The organism is Bacillus cereus group sp. BfR-BA-01350, from assembly GCF_022663775.1.
Taxonomy (GTDB): domain Bacteria; phylum Bacillota; class Bacilli; order Bacillales; family Bacillaceae_G; genus Bacillus_A; species Bacillus_A paranthracis.
This window is the reverse complement of record NZ_JAKUGD010000011.1, coordinates 136484-155300: the sequence shown is the minus strand read 5'-3', so window position 1 is coordinate 155300 and position 18817 is coordinate 136484. Positions and strand designations below refer to the sequence as shown.

Sequence of the window (18817 nt, the reverse complement as noted above, 5' to 3'; positions counted from 1 at the left end):
ACGTCTTGGTAATTATAAGATTTATCAGCTATATTCAAACATTTCATTTTCACCATAAAGAAGCTGACTACATTCGGCTTCTTTTCTTTTAACCTGTTTTATATTCTATATATAACATTATAATTCCTTTGTCATATTATTTTAAAAATTTCGTATATTCATTTGAAAGAATAAGAAAATCATGATAAAATTGTGTTACAAATATATCTATATCTTTCAATTTTTAAAATGCATCGAAATTTTCACCCAAAAATGTCATTTTACAAAACCGTGCTAAATTATCTACTTTATTTACATCAGGGTCTCTTTTCTTACAATTTCTTTACTTTAGGAATGTTTTTCTGCAACAACTGTTTTCTTTTCTTTAATTTTTTGGTATGTATATTATGGTATAACAGCTCACACGGAGGTGGAAAAGAACATGTTAGAAACCTTTCAAAAAGAAATAGAACTATATGAAAGCAATGCAGAATTATTGAAAGTACTTGCTCATCCTGTTCGCTTATGTATTGTAAAAGGATTAATTGAACGCGGTCCAAGCAACGTTTCTACAATGTACACTGGCTTAAACATGCCACAATCTACAATTTCACAGCATTTAGCAAAGTTAAAAAGTGCTAAAATCGTTTCAAGTGAAAGAAAAGGATTGGAAATTTATTACAAAGTAGAAAACGAGACAATTATTCAACTCGTTCGCGTATTATTGGGTTAGGGACTCATAGACAGAGAAAAAGGACGTATTTTATATTTTTTATCTCATATCTTTAATATAAATATATATCATGAGAGGAAATATATGATGCTACATAAGTCGTATTAAAAAACAAGACACAGAACTATGCTGTGTCTTGTTTTTTATATTTTCAAATACCGACCCAAGTGTAACTGTTGCATATGTTTCGTATGTATAACAACATCACATGCACTCCCTAATCCTCCGCTCAAAATCATAGAATGAACTGCACGATTTTGTTTTTGAATTTCAGAAAAAGGATTCCGATCTTGATGATTCGTAAGCAGCTCTAGTATTCCTGCTGCTAACAAAAACTCAGATTGTTTCTTATGCCATACCATATTCATACCTTGCAGGCTAAACATTTCTTTCAGTTCGTCCCAATGAATATGAGTAGTAAGATCCATTTCACCTGGATACGCTAAAGGATTACGAATTAACTTATGCTCGTAATATCCTCGTAAACTACCTTCTTGATGTGCAGGATGCATCCATTCTTCTTTTGTATATCCATAATCAACTGTAATACATACACCTCGTTGAAACCATTTCGCAATTTCTTTTATATATTCTTCCATCGCAATTGGCACTTCAAAACGCTGGCCTTCAGCGAGATGAATATTATATTTCAATAAGTATCGACCAATTCTTTTATGTAACGGCCTACATACTTCTGCAAGTTTCCCTTCCTCTGTGTACGTAACACGTACTTCATACAATATTCCATTTCTCTTCTCAATTACTTCAACAGGAAATGCATCAAATAACTCATTCGAAAAAAGAATCCCCTCGAACGATTCTCCCATTTCACTATGCGACGTATAATATGACACATTAGAAAACGAACAAAGAGTCTTTTGCTGCAATTTTCTATGAAAAGGGCTCATTTCAATTATCGAATAGTTTAAATCAATAAAGGTTTCCGGTGATAATTGCTTCCATTCTTGTAAAACATCATAGGCAAACCTTCCTGTCCCCCCACCAATCTCACAAATATGTGGAGCAACTTCACCATTTTCAACAAGACGAATAAAAAACTTAGCAAAAGTTTTTGCAAACACAGAGGATACGTTGCTACTTGTAAAAAAATCCCCTTGTCTTCCTATTTTTTCACGTTCTTTCATATAATATCCATGTTCCTCTGCATATAATGCGAGGTTCATATATGTACTGTATGAGATTGAATAATCCTTTTCTTTTTCCATCCATTCTTTTAAAATGAGCTCCATCCCCATACTAGCTCCTTACTGTAAAAATGGATTATTTTCTTTTTCAAAACCAATGCTTGTTTCTGGACCATGTCCACATAACACCGCTGTTTCATCAGGTAATACAAATAATTTCTCTTCAATACTTCCAATCAACTCTGCAAAACTTCCACCAGGTAAATCTGTTCTTCCAATACTCATTTGGAATAATACATCTCCAGAAAATACAGCATTCGCCTCTTTACAGTAATAAGAAATACTGCCTGGAGAATGTCCTGGTGTCTCAAAAATTTCAAAGTTAAATGAACCAATTGCTAATGCACCTTCTGCATCAATAATATGATCTGCTGGTTTTGCTGTAATGCTGCGATTCATCATAAAGATTTGAGAACCATTTACAGTTGCATCGCCTAACCAATCTGCTTCTTCTTTATGTACGTACACAGGAATATGAAAAGCGTCTCTTACCGCATCAACAGCACCAATATGATCAAAGTGAGCATGTGTTAATAAAACAGCCAGTGGCTTTAATTGTTCTTCTTGTAAATATGTAACGAGCTTCTCTCCTTCGTGACCAGGATCAAAGATAATACACTCATTTTGCTCATTCGTTAAAATATAAGCATTTGTTTGTAATGGGCCTAACGGCATTTGTATCCATTTCATATGAAAATCTCCTCCAATTATTAAACTTACTTTCAATGATACAACATTTTTTTCTCTTAGGAAAAGAAAGGATGCTATCTCGACAATCATTTTTAAAACATGTACAATATAAAAGAGTAAATATTCCAAAAACTCATATTAAGGAATGGGTAGACAGAGGAGGATATTGTATGGGCCTTGTTATTATTTTTACGCTTGTCACTCTGTTAGCTGTATTTGCTACGCTTAGAACACTTCGCGAAAAGAATTTTCTCGCGGGCGGCTTTGCAATTGCAACTGTACTCGTTTTCGGATGGTTTACAATCATGACTGTTCTATATAACGGGTACCCACCAGCAGCTTAATTCATTTACATGCTCGTTTTCATCAAGATTTCGCACAAAAAGAGGAAGGGTTTCCCCTTCCTCTTTTCATACTTCACAACTTATATCATCTTCGCTTCGTATTTGTGCTTTTTTACAAGCCAAGCTCCTCCGATAACACCTGCATCATTACCAAGTGTTGCAATAGCTAACTTCGTGCTCTTTACAGCACGTGAGAAAGCATATTGCTCAAAATAGCGTTGAATTGGTTCTAAAAGTGCATCTCCAGCTTTAGAAACGCCTCCGCCAATAACGATTTTCTCTGGGTTCAACGTGCTAGAAAGGTTCGCTACAGCTAATCCTAAATAAGAAGCTACCTTTTCTACTACTTCGCCTGCTAGTTCATCACCTTGTCCATGTGCTTCAAATACGTCTTTTGATGTGATACGTCCTTCTTCTGCTAACATAGAACGTAGAATACTTTCTTTATCAGTCTCTTGTATTTTTTGCATAGCAACACGCACAATACCTGTTGCAGATGCTACAGTTTCTAGGCAACCAGACTTCCCGCAATTACATGGGAAAGCATTCTCTGTAACGACTGTAATGTGTCCGATTTCACCAGCAGCACCGCTTACGCCGTGTACAATCTCTCCATTGGCAATTACACCGCCGCCAACACCAGTGCCAAGCGTCATACAAATTAAATCTTTTGCTCCTTCACCAGCACCTTTCCACATTTCACCAAGCGCTGCTAAGTTCGCATCATTATCAATCACAACAGGTAATCCTGTTTCTACTTCTAATAAATCTTTTAACGGATAGTTCTTCCATCCTAAGTTAACCGCTTCATAAATCATTCCAGACGCCACGTGTACAGGGCCAGGAGCTCCCATACCAATACCGATTAACTTACTTTTTAATTCGCCTAACTCTTCTAACTTTTTATCAATTGCTTTCGCTACATCAAGTGTAATATGTTTTCCTTGCTCATTTGTATTCGTAGGGATTTCCCACTTATGTAAAATTTCACCGTATACATTAATAAATGCTAATTTAATCGTTGTACCACCAAGGTCAACACCAACTAACCATTTCTCTTCCATGTTACTTACCTACCTTTATCTAATTCTTATTTAGCTCTTTTTGAATTTCTTGCTTCAATAAAAATAAAGCTGTTTGATAGTCTTGTGAATCGATTAGCTGTGATTGATTTAATTCACGCAATTCATCTTGCATTAATTGTAAATCTGCAATTCGATCTCCTGTATAAATAATCGTACCAAATTTCTTTAGCAATTGCTGAATATCATATATAGATAACATTTCATCACCCTCTATGCTCACTTACTATAAAAAATTATAATAAGAAAACGTTCACATATTTTATTATAATCAAGAAGAAAAAGTCTCGTCAATTTTTATTTGTCTATACAAGCCCATTTTTAACCATTGTTCCTTTTTCTGTAATAATTTTTTCTATATTTTTATCAAACGGCTCTATTGGAATATGGTCTACCATTTGAAAACTATAAGCTAATGATAGCGTTTTCCCTTTATAATGCATGAGATAACGATCATAATAGCCACCACCATATCCAATCCGTTCTCCTCGCTCTGTATAAGCTACACCTGGTACAATTTGAAGGTCAATTTCATCTGCATTCACTTCTTCCGTAAGCGCTGGAATTGGCTCACGTAAATTCATATACACTGTTTCCAATTGATCAAAATTACTAATTTGCCTAAAGGACATTGTTCTTGTTTCTTTATTACACTTCGGAACAACAACTTTCTTTCCTTCTTCCCAAGCTTTTTCGATAATAGGATATGTATTCACTTCATTTTCCATTGAAAGAGTGATTCCAATTGTTTTAGCTTCAGCCCACTCTTTTTGTGCATACAACGAAAATGCAATTTGCTCTGATAAAGTTGTATACCGTTCTTTTGATAAAGAATTCATGTGCTCTATTATTTGTTTACGTAAACGTAGTTTCTCTTCTCTCACACATTTTCCCCCTCACAGTGATACTTTGCTCTACGATGATAGTGTATCACTTTTAAGAGAGGAATCGAATAAAAAAAGAAACAGTAGGAAAATATTCCTACTGCTTACTTTGTTTCACGGTGTAACGTAGACTTCTTGTCACGCTTGCAATACTTTTTAAGCTCGATACGCTCAGCGTTGTTACGTTTGTTTTTCTTTGAGATATAGTTACGATCTCCGCATTCTGTACATGCTAGAGTAATATTCACACGCATTCTTATTTCCCTCCAGTACTAATAACTTAAATCAGACTATACTATAATACCACTTTTAAAATAAAAATTCTACACCTTTTGATATTGTCTAATTTTTTCTATAAGATTTTTCATGTTTTCCCTTGCTATTACTGGGTTTCTAGCATGTGAATACACTAAAAATTTCGGTTGTTTTGTGTCAGAAACGATATAAGACCACTCTTTTTCGGTATATTTGAACTGTACTCCTTCAAATATGCCTTCTTCCTTCCTTTCGATATCAGCCAATAATTTCCTCATCACCTTCCCTTTTTCATTCCACGAACATACAACTTCATCACAAAGTAAATAAAGCGGCGGGGATTGCTCTACTATGCTGAGAAAGGTTTTTCCCTGCAATGCTATTAACTCGAATAATTTTCCAATTCGATATAAAATATCTCGCTTCCATCTCGCTTGAAACGATTTTTTTTCATCCTGCGTATAAAATAGAAGATAACATTCTCCTAATTTCAAAGACATTGGGTAAATATTTCCTGCCGATTCCAGTAATAAATCTGGAATATCAATCTCTTCAAAATCCGTCCCTTGGTAAATATTACTATGATTATCATATAACTCGAAATAATTTCCTTGCTCTGAAAACATAAGCGCCATATTTGCTTTACTTGATTTCATCAAAGCTTTCACATGATCCTTTTGTTCGCCCGCATAAATCCACGTAACTGTGCATCCGAGCCTTTGCAAAAAGAGCATAAGCAAATGCTGTAACATATCATTTCTCTTATTAATAAGAAGATGGAACTTCTGTTTTTTTATTTTCTCAATATCAATACGCTCTAATACAGCCTCTATATAATTATGTAAAGAAACGTGTACTAGCTTATTCCGCCCCATTTCCTTCTCACATACGTAATAAAACGACTCAGACATATACACTTGTTCTATCGCTTTTTGCTGCTTATACGTTAACTGTGCCCCATCCTTACCATACAACTTTATAACAATCTCTTTTTCTTTTTCCGCTTGAATGAAAACCCCGCCCGCACATTGCAAATCTTGAATGCTGTACTGAAAAAGTGATTCGTTCATTTCTTTGCATTCCATCGTATGAATCCCAATACCATGAATTGCATGAAGAAAAAGATTTTTATAAGAAGTCGTTTCTATATGTTCTTGACTCCCGATTAATATACTTTCCCCTTTTGTAAAAAGAGATCCGTACGCCATCGCAACCTTTACAATAAATTGAGGCGTAATCTCCACATTACCTCTTCCTACAATGCGGCTTTTTTGCAACCATCCTGCACTCTTCTCACTTTCTTGAACACCAGCCGATCCTACTACCGAATGACTATCAATCGCCTTATATGGCCATAGTTTTCCCTTTTGCTTAATTACCGTACTTTTCCCTATATGACAATGGTCCGCTACAATGCTTTTTTGAAACAATGTAACATCATCTTCCACCATTGTATGTTCTCCTATTGTCGTTTCTAGTAACTCACAATATTTCCCAATGTGCGCATTTGCAAAAATAATACTCTTTTGAAGATGAGAATAACTTGAAACAACACTATTTTTCCCGATAATAGAGTATGGCTCAATTACAGATCCAGCACCAATTCTTGCTCCTTCACCAATAAAAGAAGGACCATGAATTTTCGTTCCTTTTCCAATCGTTACCCCTTCTCCCATCCATACCATCGGTAATACTTCCGTATATGGGATAGGTACTTGCAATTTTTTCGTTAACAAATCAAATTGTGCTTGTCGATATTGATCAAATGTACCGATATCTAACCAGTAACCTTCTGACAAATATGCAAATAATGCGTTCTTATTTGCCAATAACGGAAACACATCTTGACTAAAATCAAAAAATTCTCGGGGCGGTATGTAAGAAAAAATTTCTGGCTCCATAATATATATACCTGTATTCACAATATTAGAGACTACTTCATTCCAACTCGGTTTTTCTATGTATCGTGTAACCTCTTGTTCTTTGTTCATTACAACTAAACCAAATGAGAGTGGATTTTCTACTTCCTTTACAAACATAGTTACCATTCTTTTCTTTTGTTCATGAAACGTAATTCCTTCTGATAATTGAAAATCAGTTAACGCATCCCCACTTATGACAACAAACGGTTCATCCAAAAATTTTTCCGCTTGTTTGATACTCCCTGCAGTTCCAAGCGGTGGAGAGTCTTCAAAGTAGTACAAGTTAACGCCCCATTTGCTACCGTCACCAAAATATTGCTTAATAGCCGCACTCATATACTGAACAGTAATTGCAATCTCACGTATACCATGCTGACGCAATAATTCAATGTTGTATTCTAAAACTGGCTTTTCTAATAATGGCAACATCGGCTTTGGAGTATTACATGTTAATGGTCTAAGGCGTCGTCCTTTTCCTCCAGCTAAAATAACCCCCTTCATATACTTCAGCCTCCACTTATATAATGTTCAGTAACTTCATATACGATATGTATATTATCTACCCAGCATTAACTAGCAGTATAAAATAAAGTGAAACTTTAATCAGTGGGAGTTTTCTTCATCCCCTATTGATTATTAGCCTTGACCAATCGGGCCGGCAGGCAGTAAAGTTCCCCTTATATACATTCACCTTTCAATAACCGAAGAAAGCGCTTACTATTAACTTTTAAAATATTACTTAATAAGCGAATAACATATACGCCCTATTTTTTCCATTATATTATGATACATCTTATCATCATAAACTAAAGGAAACAACGAGCTTTTTTTGTCATGTTTTGACTAAAAAAAGCAGGTGATGTTTCACCTGCTTTTTTCTTTATTCATTTAATAAGTAATGCTTTCCCTTTACTAAATAAAAAACATTTTCAGCAATATTTGTAATATGGTCTGCTACACGTTCGATATATCTCGCTACAAAGGATAATTGTGTAATTTGTGTAATTGCTTCTGGTTGTTCTGGAACTGAAGATATAAATTCACGAATCGCTTTCCCATATATTTCATCAACAGAATCATCCATTTCGGCAATTTGCTTCGCAAAAGTTAAATTTTCTTGCTCATATGCATCTAGCGCTAACTGTAACATCTTATTTGCAATCGCAAACATCTCATCAAGATTGTGCAAACTAACAGACACGTCTTTTTCCCCGAGACGAATGGTTGATTTCGCAATATTAACAGCATGATCTGCAATCCGTTCTAAATCTGTCGCTGTTTTAATTGAAATGAAAATCCTTCTTAAATCACTTGCTACAGGTTGCTGCTTCGTAATGAGCATAAGCGCAAGATCATTTATTTCCTCTTCTAAATTATCCATACGATAATCACCATCTATTACCTCTAACGCTTTCTCTACATCCTTTTTATGAAGCCCTTCCATAGCAAGCAATAAAGCTTCTCTCGCTAGTTCACCAAGCTCAATCACCTTTTGCTGTAACGTTTTTAAATCACATTGAAATTGTTCTCGTACCATTGTTTCTTCCCCCTCAATATTATGTGCCACTATATATAACTCTCCTACCTAGCCTACTTATAATAAACCTTAAGATAGGAGAAGTATTACTTCTCCTATCTTAAATAAGGTAAAAATAAGAAATACCCTCTGTTAAGAGGGTATTTGCTCTTAGCCTTGCTAGCGACATCAACCGAATCGGCCTGTAATATAATCTTCTGTACGCTTATCTGAAGGTGTCGTAAATAATTTATTTGTATCTGTATACTCCACAACTTCTCCACTTAAGAAGAAAGCAGTTTTATCTGAAATGCGCGCAGCTTGTTGCATGTTATGCGTTACGATAACGATACTAAAATCTTTCTTTAACTCTTGAATTAATTCTTCTACTTTTAATGTTGAAATTGGATCTAGTGCTGATGTTGGCTCATCCATTAAAATAACGTCTGGTTCAATCGCTAAACAACGTGCAATACATAGACGCTGTTGCTGTCCACCAGATAAACCGTATGCATTATCATGCAAACGATCTTTTAACTCATCCCAAATCGCTGCTCCACGTAAACTTTTTTCAACAATTTCATCTAACGTTTTCTTGTCGCTAATCCCATGAATTTTCGGGCCATATGCTACATTTTCATAAATAGATTTTGGAAATGGATTTGGTTTTTGGAACACCATTCCTACATGTGTTCGTAATTCTTCAACTGGATATGATTTATCAAATATATTGCGCTCTCTATATTCAATTACGCCTGTAGTTCGCACGATTGGTACTAACTCTACCATACGATTTAATGTTTTTAAGTACGTTGATTTACCACAACCACTTGGCCCGATAATTGCTGTAACTTCATTCTCATGAATACTTAAGTTAATATCTTTTAAAGCATGGTCTTCTCCATACCATAAATTTAAGTTTTTCGTATCAAATACTACTTTCTTTGGCGCAGTCTCGATTTTCTCCTCGTTTTTCACCTGTACATTTACTACTGTTGCTACCATTTGAATTCCCCTTTCATCCATTTCCAACTTATTTTCGATTTCGTAACCATAGAACAACTATATTGATCAAGAGCAACAAACCTAACAAAACAATCATCCCAGCAGCTGCTACATACTGAAATTCTTCCTGTGGTCTACTCATCCAATTAAAAATTTGAATTGGTAAAACTGTAAATCTATCAAACATACTAAACGGAACATAATTTGCAAATGCAAGTGCCCCGATAACTAATAACGGTGCCGCTTCTCCAATCGCTCTTGATATCGCTAACGTACAACCTGTTATAATTCCTGGGAACGCATATGGCAATACAACTTGATACATCGTTTGCCACTTCGTAGCACCTAACCCGTAAGAAGCTTCTAATAATGACCTCGGTACAGATCGTATCGCTTCTTGACTCGCTACAACAACTGTCGGTAAGACGAGTAAGCTCATCGTCAGTGCCGCTGCAATAATACTCTCACCTAAGTGAAGAGCGTATACAAAAATGGTTAAGCCGAGTAATCCAAATACGACGGAAGGTACTCCCGCTAACGTTTGATTATTAATTTCTATTACCTTTTTAAATATAGATTCCTTCGCATATTGCTCTAAATAAAGAGCAGTTCCGACCCCAAATATAAAGGAGAGTGGTATAACAATACTCATAAATAATATTGTTCCTGACAAAGCTGCAGCAATCCCAGCTTCTTTCGGATTACGCGAAGCGAAGTTTGTAAAGAAATCTAACGAAAGGTAACTGACACCTTTTTCAAAAATTTGAAAAAGCAAAATAAGCAGGATTACTATTGAAAACAAAATTGCCATATAAAATAACAATTTGTAAATTCGATCTTTTAAAAAACGTGATGCCATATTTTCTTGTATTTTTTTATGATTCAACATGCGCATATTATGTCACCCTCCTAAAGCGGCGCATAATAAACTGCGAAATGATGTTCATTATAAAAGTAAACAAGAATAACGTTGCGCCTACAGCGTACATGCTGTAATAAGTAATTGTTCCATGCGGAGCATCACCTAAACTCACTTGCACAATATAAGCTGTTAACGTTTGAATAGAGTGTGTCGGATCGAGAGATACGTTCGGTGTGGACCCTGCTGCAATTACAACGATCATCGTTTCACCGATTGCTCTTGAAGCAGCTAATATAATCGCTGCCATAATCCCTGAGAAAGCTGAAGGAAACACGACTTGTTTTACCATCTCAAACCGAGTTGCTCCAAGTGCCAACGAAGCTTCTTTCGTTCCTTTTGCTACAGCTCTCATTGCATCTTCAGACAGAGATGCAATTGTAGGTATCATCATAAAGCCAATAACAATACCTGGACTAACCGCATTAAAAAACTGTAAATCAGGTATAATCCGTTGTAAAAGTGGTGTAACAACTGTTAATGCAAAAAAGCCATATACAATTGTCGGGATACCTGCTAATAGTTCTAACATCGGTTTTAATACTTTCCTTACACTGTTTGAAGCATATTCACTTAAAAATACGGCACACGCTAAACCGATAGGAACTGCTACGCACATAGCGATTGCTGTTACAAGTACCGTTCCACATATAAGTGGTAATATACCGAATTTAGGATTTTCAAAAAAAGGTAACCATTCTTTCTCTGTCAAAAAGGAGAGTAATGATATTTTTTTAAAAAACATTATTGTTTCATTAGAAAGCGTAAAAATAATTCCAAGTGTCGTCGCAATAGACACGCTAGCAATTATTTTTAGTAATAATGGAACGATTCGATTGATTCGCTGCGTTTTTTTTCTATGTTTTGTATTTCTTTCAATCAAATGTTGTACAGAAAATGTAATTTGACTTTTGTCATTATAAGCCAAAGATGAAAACCCCTTTCCACCCTGACATTACCTTTTTATTTCTGTTAACATCCGCAGCTGTTCATTGTATTTTTCTTTTGGTAATTTTACATATCCAACCTCTTCAGCAAGATTACCAACATGCTGAATCATAAACTCAATATAATTTGCTACATTCATTTTATTTCGGATAGATGCATGATTCACATAAGCAAATAGCGACCTAGATAACGGCTTATACTCACCTGATTGGATGGTATCTTTCGTCGGAAGTACACCATTCACTTTTATTGCTCTCACCTTATCTCGATTGGCCATATAATAAGCATATCCTACAAAAGCAATGGCATTTTTATCATTCATTACCCCTTGCATAATAACTTGATCATCTTCAGACAAAGAGACTTTTTTTACAATGCGACTTTTTTGTAAGATGACATTTTGAAAATAATCATACGTACCAGAGTCTACACCTGGCGCATAAAACTTTACCTGTTCACGTGGCCATGATGAATGAATTTGTGACCATCGCTTTTCACTTTCATCTTCACTCCATAATAGACGTAACTCGTCTACCGTCATATTATCTACCCAAGTATTTTGACGATTCACAACGATCGTAAGGCCGTCATAAGCGACTTCAAACGGTGTAAACTGAATGGAGTTTTTCTTCATTTCATTTTCTTCCACTTGTTTCATTACTCTCGAAGCATTATTTATATCTACTTCTCCTTTACTGAAACGATTAAATCCTCCTCCTGTTCCAGAAACACTGATGGAAATTTTCACGTTCGGATGCACCTTTGTATATTCCTCCGCTACTGCTTCTATAATAGGAAAAACCGTTGAGGATCCATCAACTCTCACTTCTCCCATTTCATTCACAGCAAATGCAGTAGACGTGCCAACATAAAAGAAACATGTCGACAGTATGAAAACTTTAATTGATGCACTTATCCATTTCACGTGTTCTTCCTCCTAGAAGTAACCGGAAATAACAGGATTACAGATATAAGAATACTGCTAAACTATTAATTCGGTTTTAATTGTTTGTAAAAGTTTTGTAAAGTTCCACAAGAATCCACATTAGGTAAATTATTAATCCGTAGCCACTGTTCATCTTCACTGAGGATTGGTCCATAACTTCCATAGTGAATGCATACGTATTATTTGCGAGGTCCCTTAAAATTCCGATATGATCTGCTTGTCCACTTTATTAAAACGTATGCATGAATCAAAAAAAAAAGCACACTATCTTTTCAGATAGTGTGCTTTTTTTACAACTTTTTTATTCATCATCTTGCTTTTTATTTTTCTTATCTATTTCCTCTTGTGTAGCTTCGCCATTTTCTACCTTTTTCAAATCAAAGTACGCGTCCATAATGTCACGACTAATATATCCGTTAATACCTGATTTATCATCTACCCAAGGTACAACAACAGAAAATGCTACTTCAGGGTCTTCAAGTGGCGCATAACCTACTAATGTTAAGTTATATGTTTCTTTACGCTCACCGTTTGCTTTTCTACCAATCTCTTTATCTCCGCCATACACAGTTTGAGCTGTACCTGTTTTACCAGCAGCTTTATATGATGCGCCTGTAAAGTATTTCGCAGCTGTACCACCAGACTCATTAAATACTTGTCTAAATCCTTCCTGAACACGTTTAATTTGTGATTCAGGCATATCAATACGGTTTAGTACTTTTGGTTCCATTGAGTGAACGACTTTTCCAACTTCGCCTTGTTTCGCTTCCGGTTGACGAATTTCTTTTACAACTTGCGGCTGCATACGGTAACCACCATTTGCAATTGTTGAAACATATTGTGCTAATTGAAGTGGCGTATATGTGTCATACTGTCCAATTGATAAATCTAATAAGAAACCAGGCTGATTTCCTCTACCTATTTGACCCGCAGATTCGTTTGGTAAATCGATACCTGTTTTTACACCAAGTCCAAACTGTCCGAAATAATAGCGCATCGTATCAAATGCTTTTTGTGGTATATCTAACGTACCACCTCTCACATATTGAACACCTGCGATATTCATCGCTGTTTTAAACATATATACGTTAGAAGACATTTTTAATGCTGTCAGATCATTAATAGATCCCATCGTCTTCCAAGAAGATTTTTTCGGCGTTCCTTTCAATACGATTGGTTCATCCAGTTGGTAGGAACCCGGTTGAATCGCTTTTGTTTGATATCCTGTAAGTACTGTCGCACCTTTTACAGTTGATCCCATCGGATAAGAACTTGTCATCGTTCCTAATGCGAAATCTTGCACTTTCGTTTCGCCATTTTCTTCCACTAACTGTTTCCCTGCCATAGATAAAACTTCACCATTTTTTGGATTCATCATTACAACGAATGCGCGATCTAAAAGAGGTTGTCCCCCTTTATATCTCAATAAATTTTTCGTGATAATTTCTTCTACACGCTTTTGTAATTCCATATCAATTGTTAAATTCAGATTGTTACCACTTTGCCCTTTTGATACATTAATCGTTTCTAAAATATTACCGTTTTTATCTGTAATATTTCTCACTTCCGCTTTATTACCGTGCAAACTATCTTCATATTGCTGCTCAAGATAACTTTTCCCTACGCGGTCATTTCGATTATAATCACGAACAAGATAGTAATCTAGTCTTTCTCTCGGTAAACCTTCATCAGACGTTGACACGCCGCCAAGTACACTTCGGAATAAATCATCATAAACATACTTTCGATCCCAATCAACATTCGTATCTACCCCTGGTAATGTTGCTAGATTTTCACTAATAATCGCATATTCTTGTTCTGTAGCATCCTTTTTAATGACTTGTGGCGTCATCGCATATCCGCCGTCCATTTTGCTTTTAATCGCTAGCACTTCTAAATCTTTTGCGGATAATTGATTCACTTCTTCTTCCGTCACGCGATTTCGTTGACGCTCATCTAATTCTTTATCGTCAATTTTTTTATCTTTAAGCTCTTGACGATCTTTTTTCGTAATTTTTTCTTGCGCTTCTTCTTTATGAATAGCAAGCCAATAATCTTTTTTATCGCGATCTGTTAATTTATCTGTCGGTACTTCAATCAAATCTGCTAATCTTTTCGCTGTTTCTAAGCGAGCCTCTGCAGTTGATCCTTTCATTTTTGTAAATGTAATCGTACGTACAGCTGCATTATCTACTACAGCTCGCCCATAACGGTCAAATATTTTCCCACGTGGTACAGGATTACTTATCGTCGAGTTTTCTTTCCTCTCCACTTCATTCTTATATTCCTCACCGCGAACAATTTGTACATAACCAAGCCTTACAATAACCGCGGAGAACATTAAAAACACGCAGAAAAACAGCACGTTTAACCGAAAAGGAACGTGAGTCTTTTTCTTTTGTTGTTTCTGTTTCTTGCCCATACAAACCCCCTCTACCAACAGCTATGTAATTTGAAAGGGACACCTTCATACAGGTGTCCTCACTGCTGTCTTACATCTTTTTCTATTCTAGCATAAAACAAACGATAAGTTAACCTTCTGGTTCTGTTTGATTCTGCGTGGTTCCTTGTGCTACAACACTTGTGTTCCCTGCATTTCCTTCATCATATTTGACATTTTTAACTGCAAAATAAATAAGAAAATGTCCAGCACCTAAAATACATAGTAAGAAAGGTAAACTCTTTTCAGGCGGAAAGAATAATACAGCACATAAAAAACTTAAAACTGAACAAATTCTCCCAGCATTTAACCATAATTCTCGGACAACAACATACTCTACACGCCACTCTCTCGCATTTTTCGCTCTACCAATTACATCATATGTCATCGATCCATATGGAACGAGTAAAATAGGGTATGCAATCGCAATGCATGCTGCATAAATAAGTAATTTTGTGTATGTAACATTGAATATAACTAAAAATACGACAGCATATAAAATAATGCCTCCAAGTAAAATTGCTTTTTTTCGCCACTCTTTCTTTAACATACGAGCAACTAAATAGTAACATACAAATGATACAGCAGAATTTACTAAGCTATATTTCCCTAATGCAAGCTCACTATCGGTTGCTAAGTACACGTATACTGAAATAACAAAAATGAATGTCCCCTCTCTCAATCCTTGGAAAAAATGAGCACGTGTAATTCTCCCCCAATTTTTATCAATCCGTCGCTCTTTCAAAACTTGTGTAACCTCATAACGACCTTCACATTCTCTCTTAGATACAAAAAAGCTTAAAACGACAGCAATTGCAAATAACAATAACGAGAGAAAGAATATGACCGTATAACCACTCCACTTCTCCATACGTGAAATTGTGTATCCAGCTGCTATCGGTCCAATCATGCCAGAGAAGGATGTAAGAAGCCCAAGAAACCCGTTAAAGAAATCTCTTGTTTCTGGTTCTGTAATCTCAAATGTTAATAAGTTAAACGCGAGCCAGTAAAAACCATATCCGACTCCTAAAAGAGCCCCCATTAATAAAATATAGTGAGAAGCGCTTTTCCCCGCTACTAAAACAACGATAAAAAAAATCGCTAACGTGCCTACGCCTATTCGTAACAGGATCGAGCGATCAATACGCTTCGCTAATTTCCCACCTATAAGAAATGTGAGGGGCTGCAATACAACGCTGGCCAAATTATACAAGCCGAGATTCACATAATTTTGTGTTTGTTTCCATAAATAAATGTTAACAAACGTATTCGATAAAGAAATTGCGAGCGTGTATAAACCTCCAATAAGGAGTAATAACACTAAATCCCGATTCACTTCAACGTCACCAATTATATGTTTCCACTTCATACACAACTCTCCTTTACTTCATGTTCTAGTCTTCCAAAGACAAGCTCAATTATGTAAAAGGAAAGCATAGAAAAAAGCTAGGAGCATTCTCCTAGCTTTTTCTATCGTTATTACAATTATTTTGCTTCTTGGTAACGTTTTTCAGCAGCGTTCCAATCTACAACGTTCCAGAATGCACCGATGTAGTCTGGACGACGGTTTTGATAATTTAAGTAGTAAGCATGTTCCCAAACATCTAAACCGATAACTGGAGTTTTACCTTCAGTTAGAGGAGAATCTTGGTTTGGCGTGCTTGTTACTTCTAACTCACCATTATTTACTACTAACCAAGCCCAACCAGAACCGAAGCGAGTTGCGCCAGCTTTTGCGAATTCTTCTTTGAATGCATCGAAGCTACCGAATTTCGCTTCAATTGCAGTTGCAAGTTCGCCTACTGGTTGTCCGCCGCCGTTTGGAGATAAGATTGTCCAGAAGAATGTGTGGTTAGCATGTCCGCCACCATTGTTACGTACTGCTGTACGGATTGCTTCTGGTACTTCGTTTAAGTTTGCAACTAATTCTTCTACGCTTTTGTCAGCTAATTCTGCATGACCTTCTAAAGCAGCGTTTAAGTTTGTGATGTACGTGTTATGGTGTTTTGTATGATGGATGTTCATTGTTTCTTTGTCAAAGTGAGGCTCTAAAGCATCATACGCATAAGGTAAATTTGGTAATTCGTGTTTTGCCATTGTTATATTCCTCCCAGTTTATGTATTGCCACTTAAGTGACATACAACTACATTCTACCCTAATTGCCATAGGGTGCAAACAAATAAATCACATTGTCTTGCTATCATTAAAGTAGCAAAATTCCCACTTCTTTTCAATTAAAATGCTCATATATTTCATAAAAAAAGCTCCCTTCTACAAGGAAGCTTCCTACTGACATAATAAACATGTGAAATGGATATGGACCCTGTAGGACTCGAACCTACGACCGGACGGTTATGAGCCGTCTGCTCTAACCAGCTGAGCTAAGGGTCCAAAATTATGTATGTAATAATACATCAAATAAAGGAATTCCTATCGGATATACCCTTTAAGAAATGTAAGATAAATTTACCATATAGAAAAGAAAACTGTCAATTGTATTTTTCTCATTTAAAAGAAGAAAATTAATAAAAAGAAATTTAGTTATCTCTACTATATGTAAATATAATATATCTTGAGATTCCCTAGATTCCTACGTTACAATGATTTTATACATACATAAAGGAAGTGAATCTATGTCCATATTTACCCAATTAGTCAAAAGCGTATATTCGCCTAAAGATATGGCGCTATTCCGTTTTCAAAAAATCGGAAAAACCATTTTGTATATTATGCTACTTTGTCTAATCACTACTATTCCAAGAACATTCTTTTACGGTAGCTTTATCCAAGATAGTGTTACTATGGTAAATCAAGCAATTGAAAAAGATTTACCTGATTTTAAAATCGAAAATGGTGAACTAAAAGCTGATATTGAAGAACCTATTCAAAAAGAAGAGGGAGATGCTCTTTTCGTATTTGATCCAAATACAACAGATATCGAAAAGTATCAAAATAAAACTGGTTTATTTATTTTAAAAGATAAAGTAGTTTCTATAGGAAATGGCCAGACGCAAACATACTCCTACAATGATTTATTAGGGACATCTCTTGAGAAAAAAGATTTGCAAGATTTCATTTCTGTATTCGATAGTATTTATCCAATTTTACTAGCTGTTATCGGAGTGTTAGTATATCTATTCCAATTGTTCATTACTTTCTTAGGAATTACTTTACTTGCGTTTATCGGTTCTGCTATGAGTGGTCAACGTAAATTATCTTATAAGCAAGTATGGACGTTAACTGCCTACAGCTACACAATTCCAACCATCTTCTTTATGATTATGGATTTATTCAAAATTGTTGTACCTGGCTCAACATTCATTTATATCGCAGTTGTTTTAATTGTTCTATACTTAACAATTAAAGAAGTTCCAAAACCGAACGAAAAAAATGCCTAAATAGGCATTTTTTTTTTGGACAAGCATATATTCCTAGCAAAGGAGTGAAGAATATGAAGAGATTAGGTATATTCTTATTCGTGCTTGTTCTTGGTTATATATTTTATTACGATATAAAAATCGGCACTTTACCGATGTTAAGTTCATATAAAAAGACAAATGCGGCCGAAACGATAAAACAAGAAAGTACAAATACAAAACAAAAGAAAGAAAACAAAGCGGAAAAAGAAACAGATGTCACTTATAAAACAATTGAAGTCAAAACAGGTGATACGGTTCTTTCCATTACAGAAGCGATTAATAAGAAGAAAATTCCTTCTATCGAAAAAGTAATTGATGATTTTAAACAATTAAATAAAAATACACCTGCTACAAAAATACAACTTGGAAAGTCTTATAAATTCCCGTTATATCAATAAGCAATCACTTAATCCTTGTCAATTACATAAAGGCGCTGATACAATAGTAAAAGTGAAACCGAGCACTTCGGTTTCTATAGCCCTGTATCACGTATACTATCATTGATATAAGGGACTAAATAAGAAACTTC

At 35.5% G+C, this 18817-nt stretch carries 19 protein-coding genes and 1 tRNA gene; 4 read left to right on the top strand and 16 right to left on the bottom strand.

What is annotated here, in order from left to right; translation table 11 throughout:
• Positions 1-421: 421 nt before the first annotated feature.
• A complete protein-coding gene (locus MR147_RS21465; RefSeq protein WP_000894375.1) occupies positions 422-712 on the top strand; it encodes an ArsR/SmtB family transcription factor in 291 nt (96 codons plus the stop codon).
• Between the two features lie 143 nt (positions 713-855).
• Here MR147_RS21465 and MR147_RS21460 read toward each other — a convergent pair whose 3' ends face one another.
• Together MR147_RS21460 and MR147_RS21455 are read right to left on the bottom strand one after the other, a co-directional pair.
• A complete protein-coding gene (locus MR147_RS21460) occupies positions 856-1968 on the bottom strand; it encodes a class I SAM-dependent methyltransferase (protein ID WP_074610544.1) in 1113 nt (370 codons plus the stop codon).
• A gap of 9 nt (positions 1969-1977) precedes the next feature.
• Entirely contained in the window at positions 1978-2607 is a 630-nt protein-coding gene (locus tag MR147_RS21455) for an MBL fold metallo-hydrolase (RefSeq protein ID WP_000871248.1), read from the bottom strand.
• Between the two features lie 170 nt (positions 2608-2777).
• Between MR147_RS21455 and MR147_RS21450 the strand changes: the two genes are divergently transcribed.
• Positions 2778-2951 (top strand): DUF2759 domain-containing protein, encoded by a 174-nt coding sequence (locus MR147_RS21450; RefSeq protein WP_000524853.1) that lies wholly within the window; start codon positions 2778-2780, stop codon positions 2949-2951.
• A gap of 80 nt (positions 2952-3031) precedes the next feature.
• Here MR147_RS21450 and glcK read toward each other — a convergent pair whose 3' ends face one another.
• From glcK to MR147_RS21380, 14 genes are all read right to left on the bottom strand, one after another.
• Positions 3032-4015, bottom strand: a complete 984-nt coding sequence (gene glcK / locus MR147_RS21445) for a glucokinase (protein ID WP_000391706.1) — start codon at positions 4013-4015, stop codon at positions 3032-3034.
• A gap of 19 nt (positions 4016-4034) precedes the next feature.
• Complete coding sequence (locus MR147_RS21440) at positions 4035-4235, bottom strand: YqgQ family protein (RefSeq protein ID WP_000949156.1); 201 nt, start codon at positions 4233-4235, stop codon at positions 4035-4037.
• 103 nt (positions 4236-4338) lie between these two features.
• The gene (locus MR147_RS21435) at positions 4339-4917 is read right to left on the bottom strand and encodes a 5-formyltetrahydrofolate cyclo-ligase (protein ID WP_061132151.1); all 579 of its coding nucleotides are present in this window, start codon (positions 4915-4917) and stop codon (positions 4339-4341) included.
• 104 nt (positions 4918-5021) lie between these two features.
• Positions 5022-5171 carry a 50S ribosomal protein L33 gene (gene rpmG, locus MR147_RS21430; RefSeq protein WP_001265616.1) on the bottom strand — a complete coding sequence of 50 codons (150 nt, stop codon included), beginning with the start codon at positions 5169-5171 and terminating at the stop codon, positions 5022-5024.
• A 69-nt stretch (positions 5172-5240) separates the two neighbouring features.
• A complete protein-coding gene (locus tag MR147_RS21425; RefSeq protein WP_074610549.1) occupies positions 5241-7595 on the bottom strand; it encodes a sugar phosphate nucleotidyltransferase in 2355 nt (784 codons plus the stop codon).
• Positions 7596-7974: 379 nt separating this feature from the next.
• A complete protein-coding gene (gene phoU, locus MR147_RS21420) occupies positions 7975-8631 on the bottom strand; it encodes a phosphate signaling complex protein PhoU (protein WP_000251231.1) in 657 nt (218 codons plus the stop codon).
• A gap of 168 nt (positions 8632-8799) precedes the next feature.
• Positions 8800-9615: a phosphate ABC transporter ATP-binding protein gene (gene pstB / locus MR147_RS21415; RefSeq protein WP_000226683.1), complete on the bottom strand. Its 816-nt coding sequence runs from the start codon at positions 9613-9615 to the stop codon at positions 8800-8802.
• 28 nt (positions 9616-9643) lie between these two features.
• Positions 9644-10510: a phosphate ABC transporter permease PstA gene (gene pstA / locus MR147_RS21410; RefSeq protein WP_001242545.1), complete on the bottom strand. Its 867-nt coding sequence runs from the start codon at positions 10508-10510 to the stop codon at positions 9644-9646.
• A 1-nt stretch (position 10511) separates the two neighbouring features.
• Positions 10512-11462, bottom strand: coding sequence for a phosphate ABC transporter permease subunit PstC (pstC, locus tag MR147_RS21405; protein ID WP_242304717.1), 951 nt, complete (start codon positions 11460-11462; stop codon positions 10512-10514).
• Between the two features lie 27 nt (positions 11463-11489).
• Positions 11490-12407, bottom strand: a complete 918-nt coding sequence (phoX, locus tag MR147_RS21400) for a phosphate ABC transporter substrate-binding protein PhoX (protein ID WP_074610551.1) — start codon at positions 12405-12407, stop codon at positions 11490-11492.
• 322 nt (positions 12408-12729) lie between these two features.
• Entirely contained in the window at positions 12730-14850 is a 2121-nt protein-coding gene (locus MR147_RS21395; RefSeq protein WP_074610554.1) for a peptidoglycan D,D-transpeptidase FtsI family protein, read from the bottom strand.
• 109 nt (positions 14851-14959) lie between these two features.
• Entirely contained in the window at positions 14960-16237 is a 1278-nt protein-coding gene (locus tag MR147_RS21390; protein WP_087954279.1) for an MFS transporter, read from the bottom strand.
• A gap of 116 nt (positions 16238-16353) precedes the next feature.
• Complete coding sequence (gene sodA / locus MR147_RS21385) at positions 16354-16965, bottom strand: superoxide dismutase [Mn] (RefSeq protein ID WP_001052031.1); 612 nt, start codon at positions 16963-16965, stop codon at positions 16354-16356.
• 221 nt (positions 16966-17186) lie between these two features.
• Positions 17187-17260, bottom strand: a tRNA-Ile gene (locus tag MR147_RS21380).
• Positions 17261-17502: 242 nt separating this feature from the next.
• On the opposite strand from MR147_RS21380, the gene MR147_RS21375 reads away from it, so the two are divergent.
• Both MR147_RS21375 and MR147_RS21370 read left to right on the top strand, forming a co-directional pair.
• On the top strand, positions 17503-18267 hold the full coding sequence (locus tag MR147_RS21375) for a DUF1189 domain-containing protein (protein ID WP_074610557.1): 765 nt from the start codon (positions 17503-17505) through the stop codon (positions 18265-18267).
• A gap of 53 nt (positions 18268-18320) precedes the next feature.
• Positions 18321-18686 (top strand): hypothetical protein, encoded by a 366-nt coding sequence (locus MR147_RS21370; RefSeq protein ID WP_000825406.1) that lies wholly within the window; start codon positions 18321-18323, stop codon positions 18684-18686.
• Positions 18687-18817: the final 131 nt, after the last annotated feature.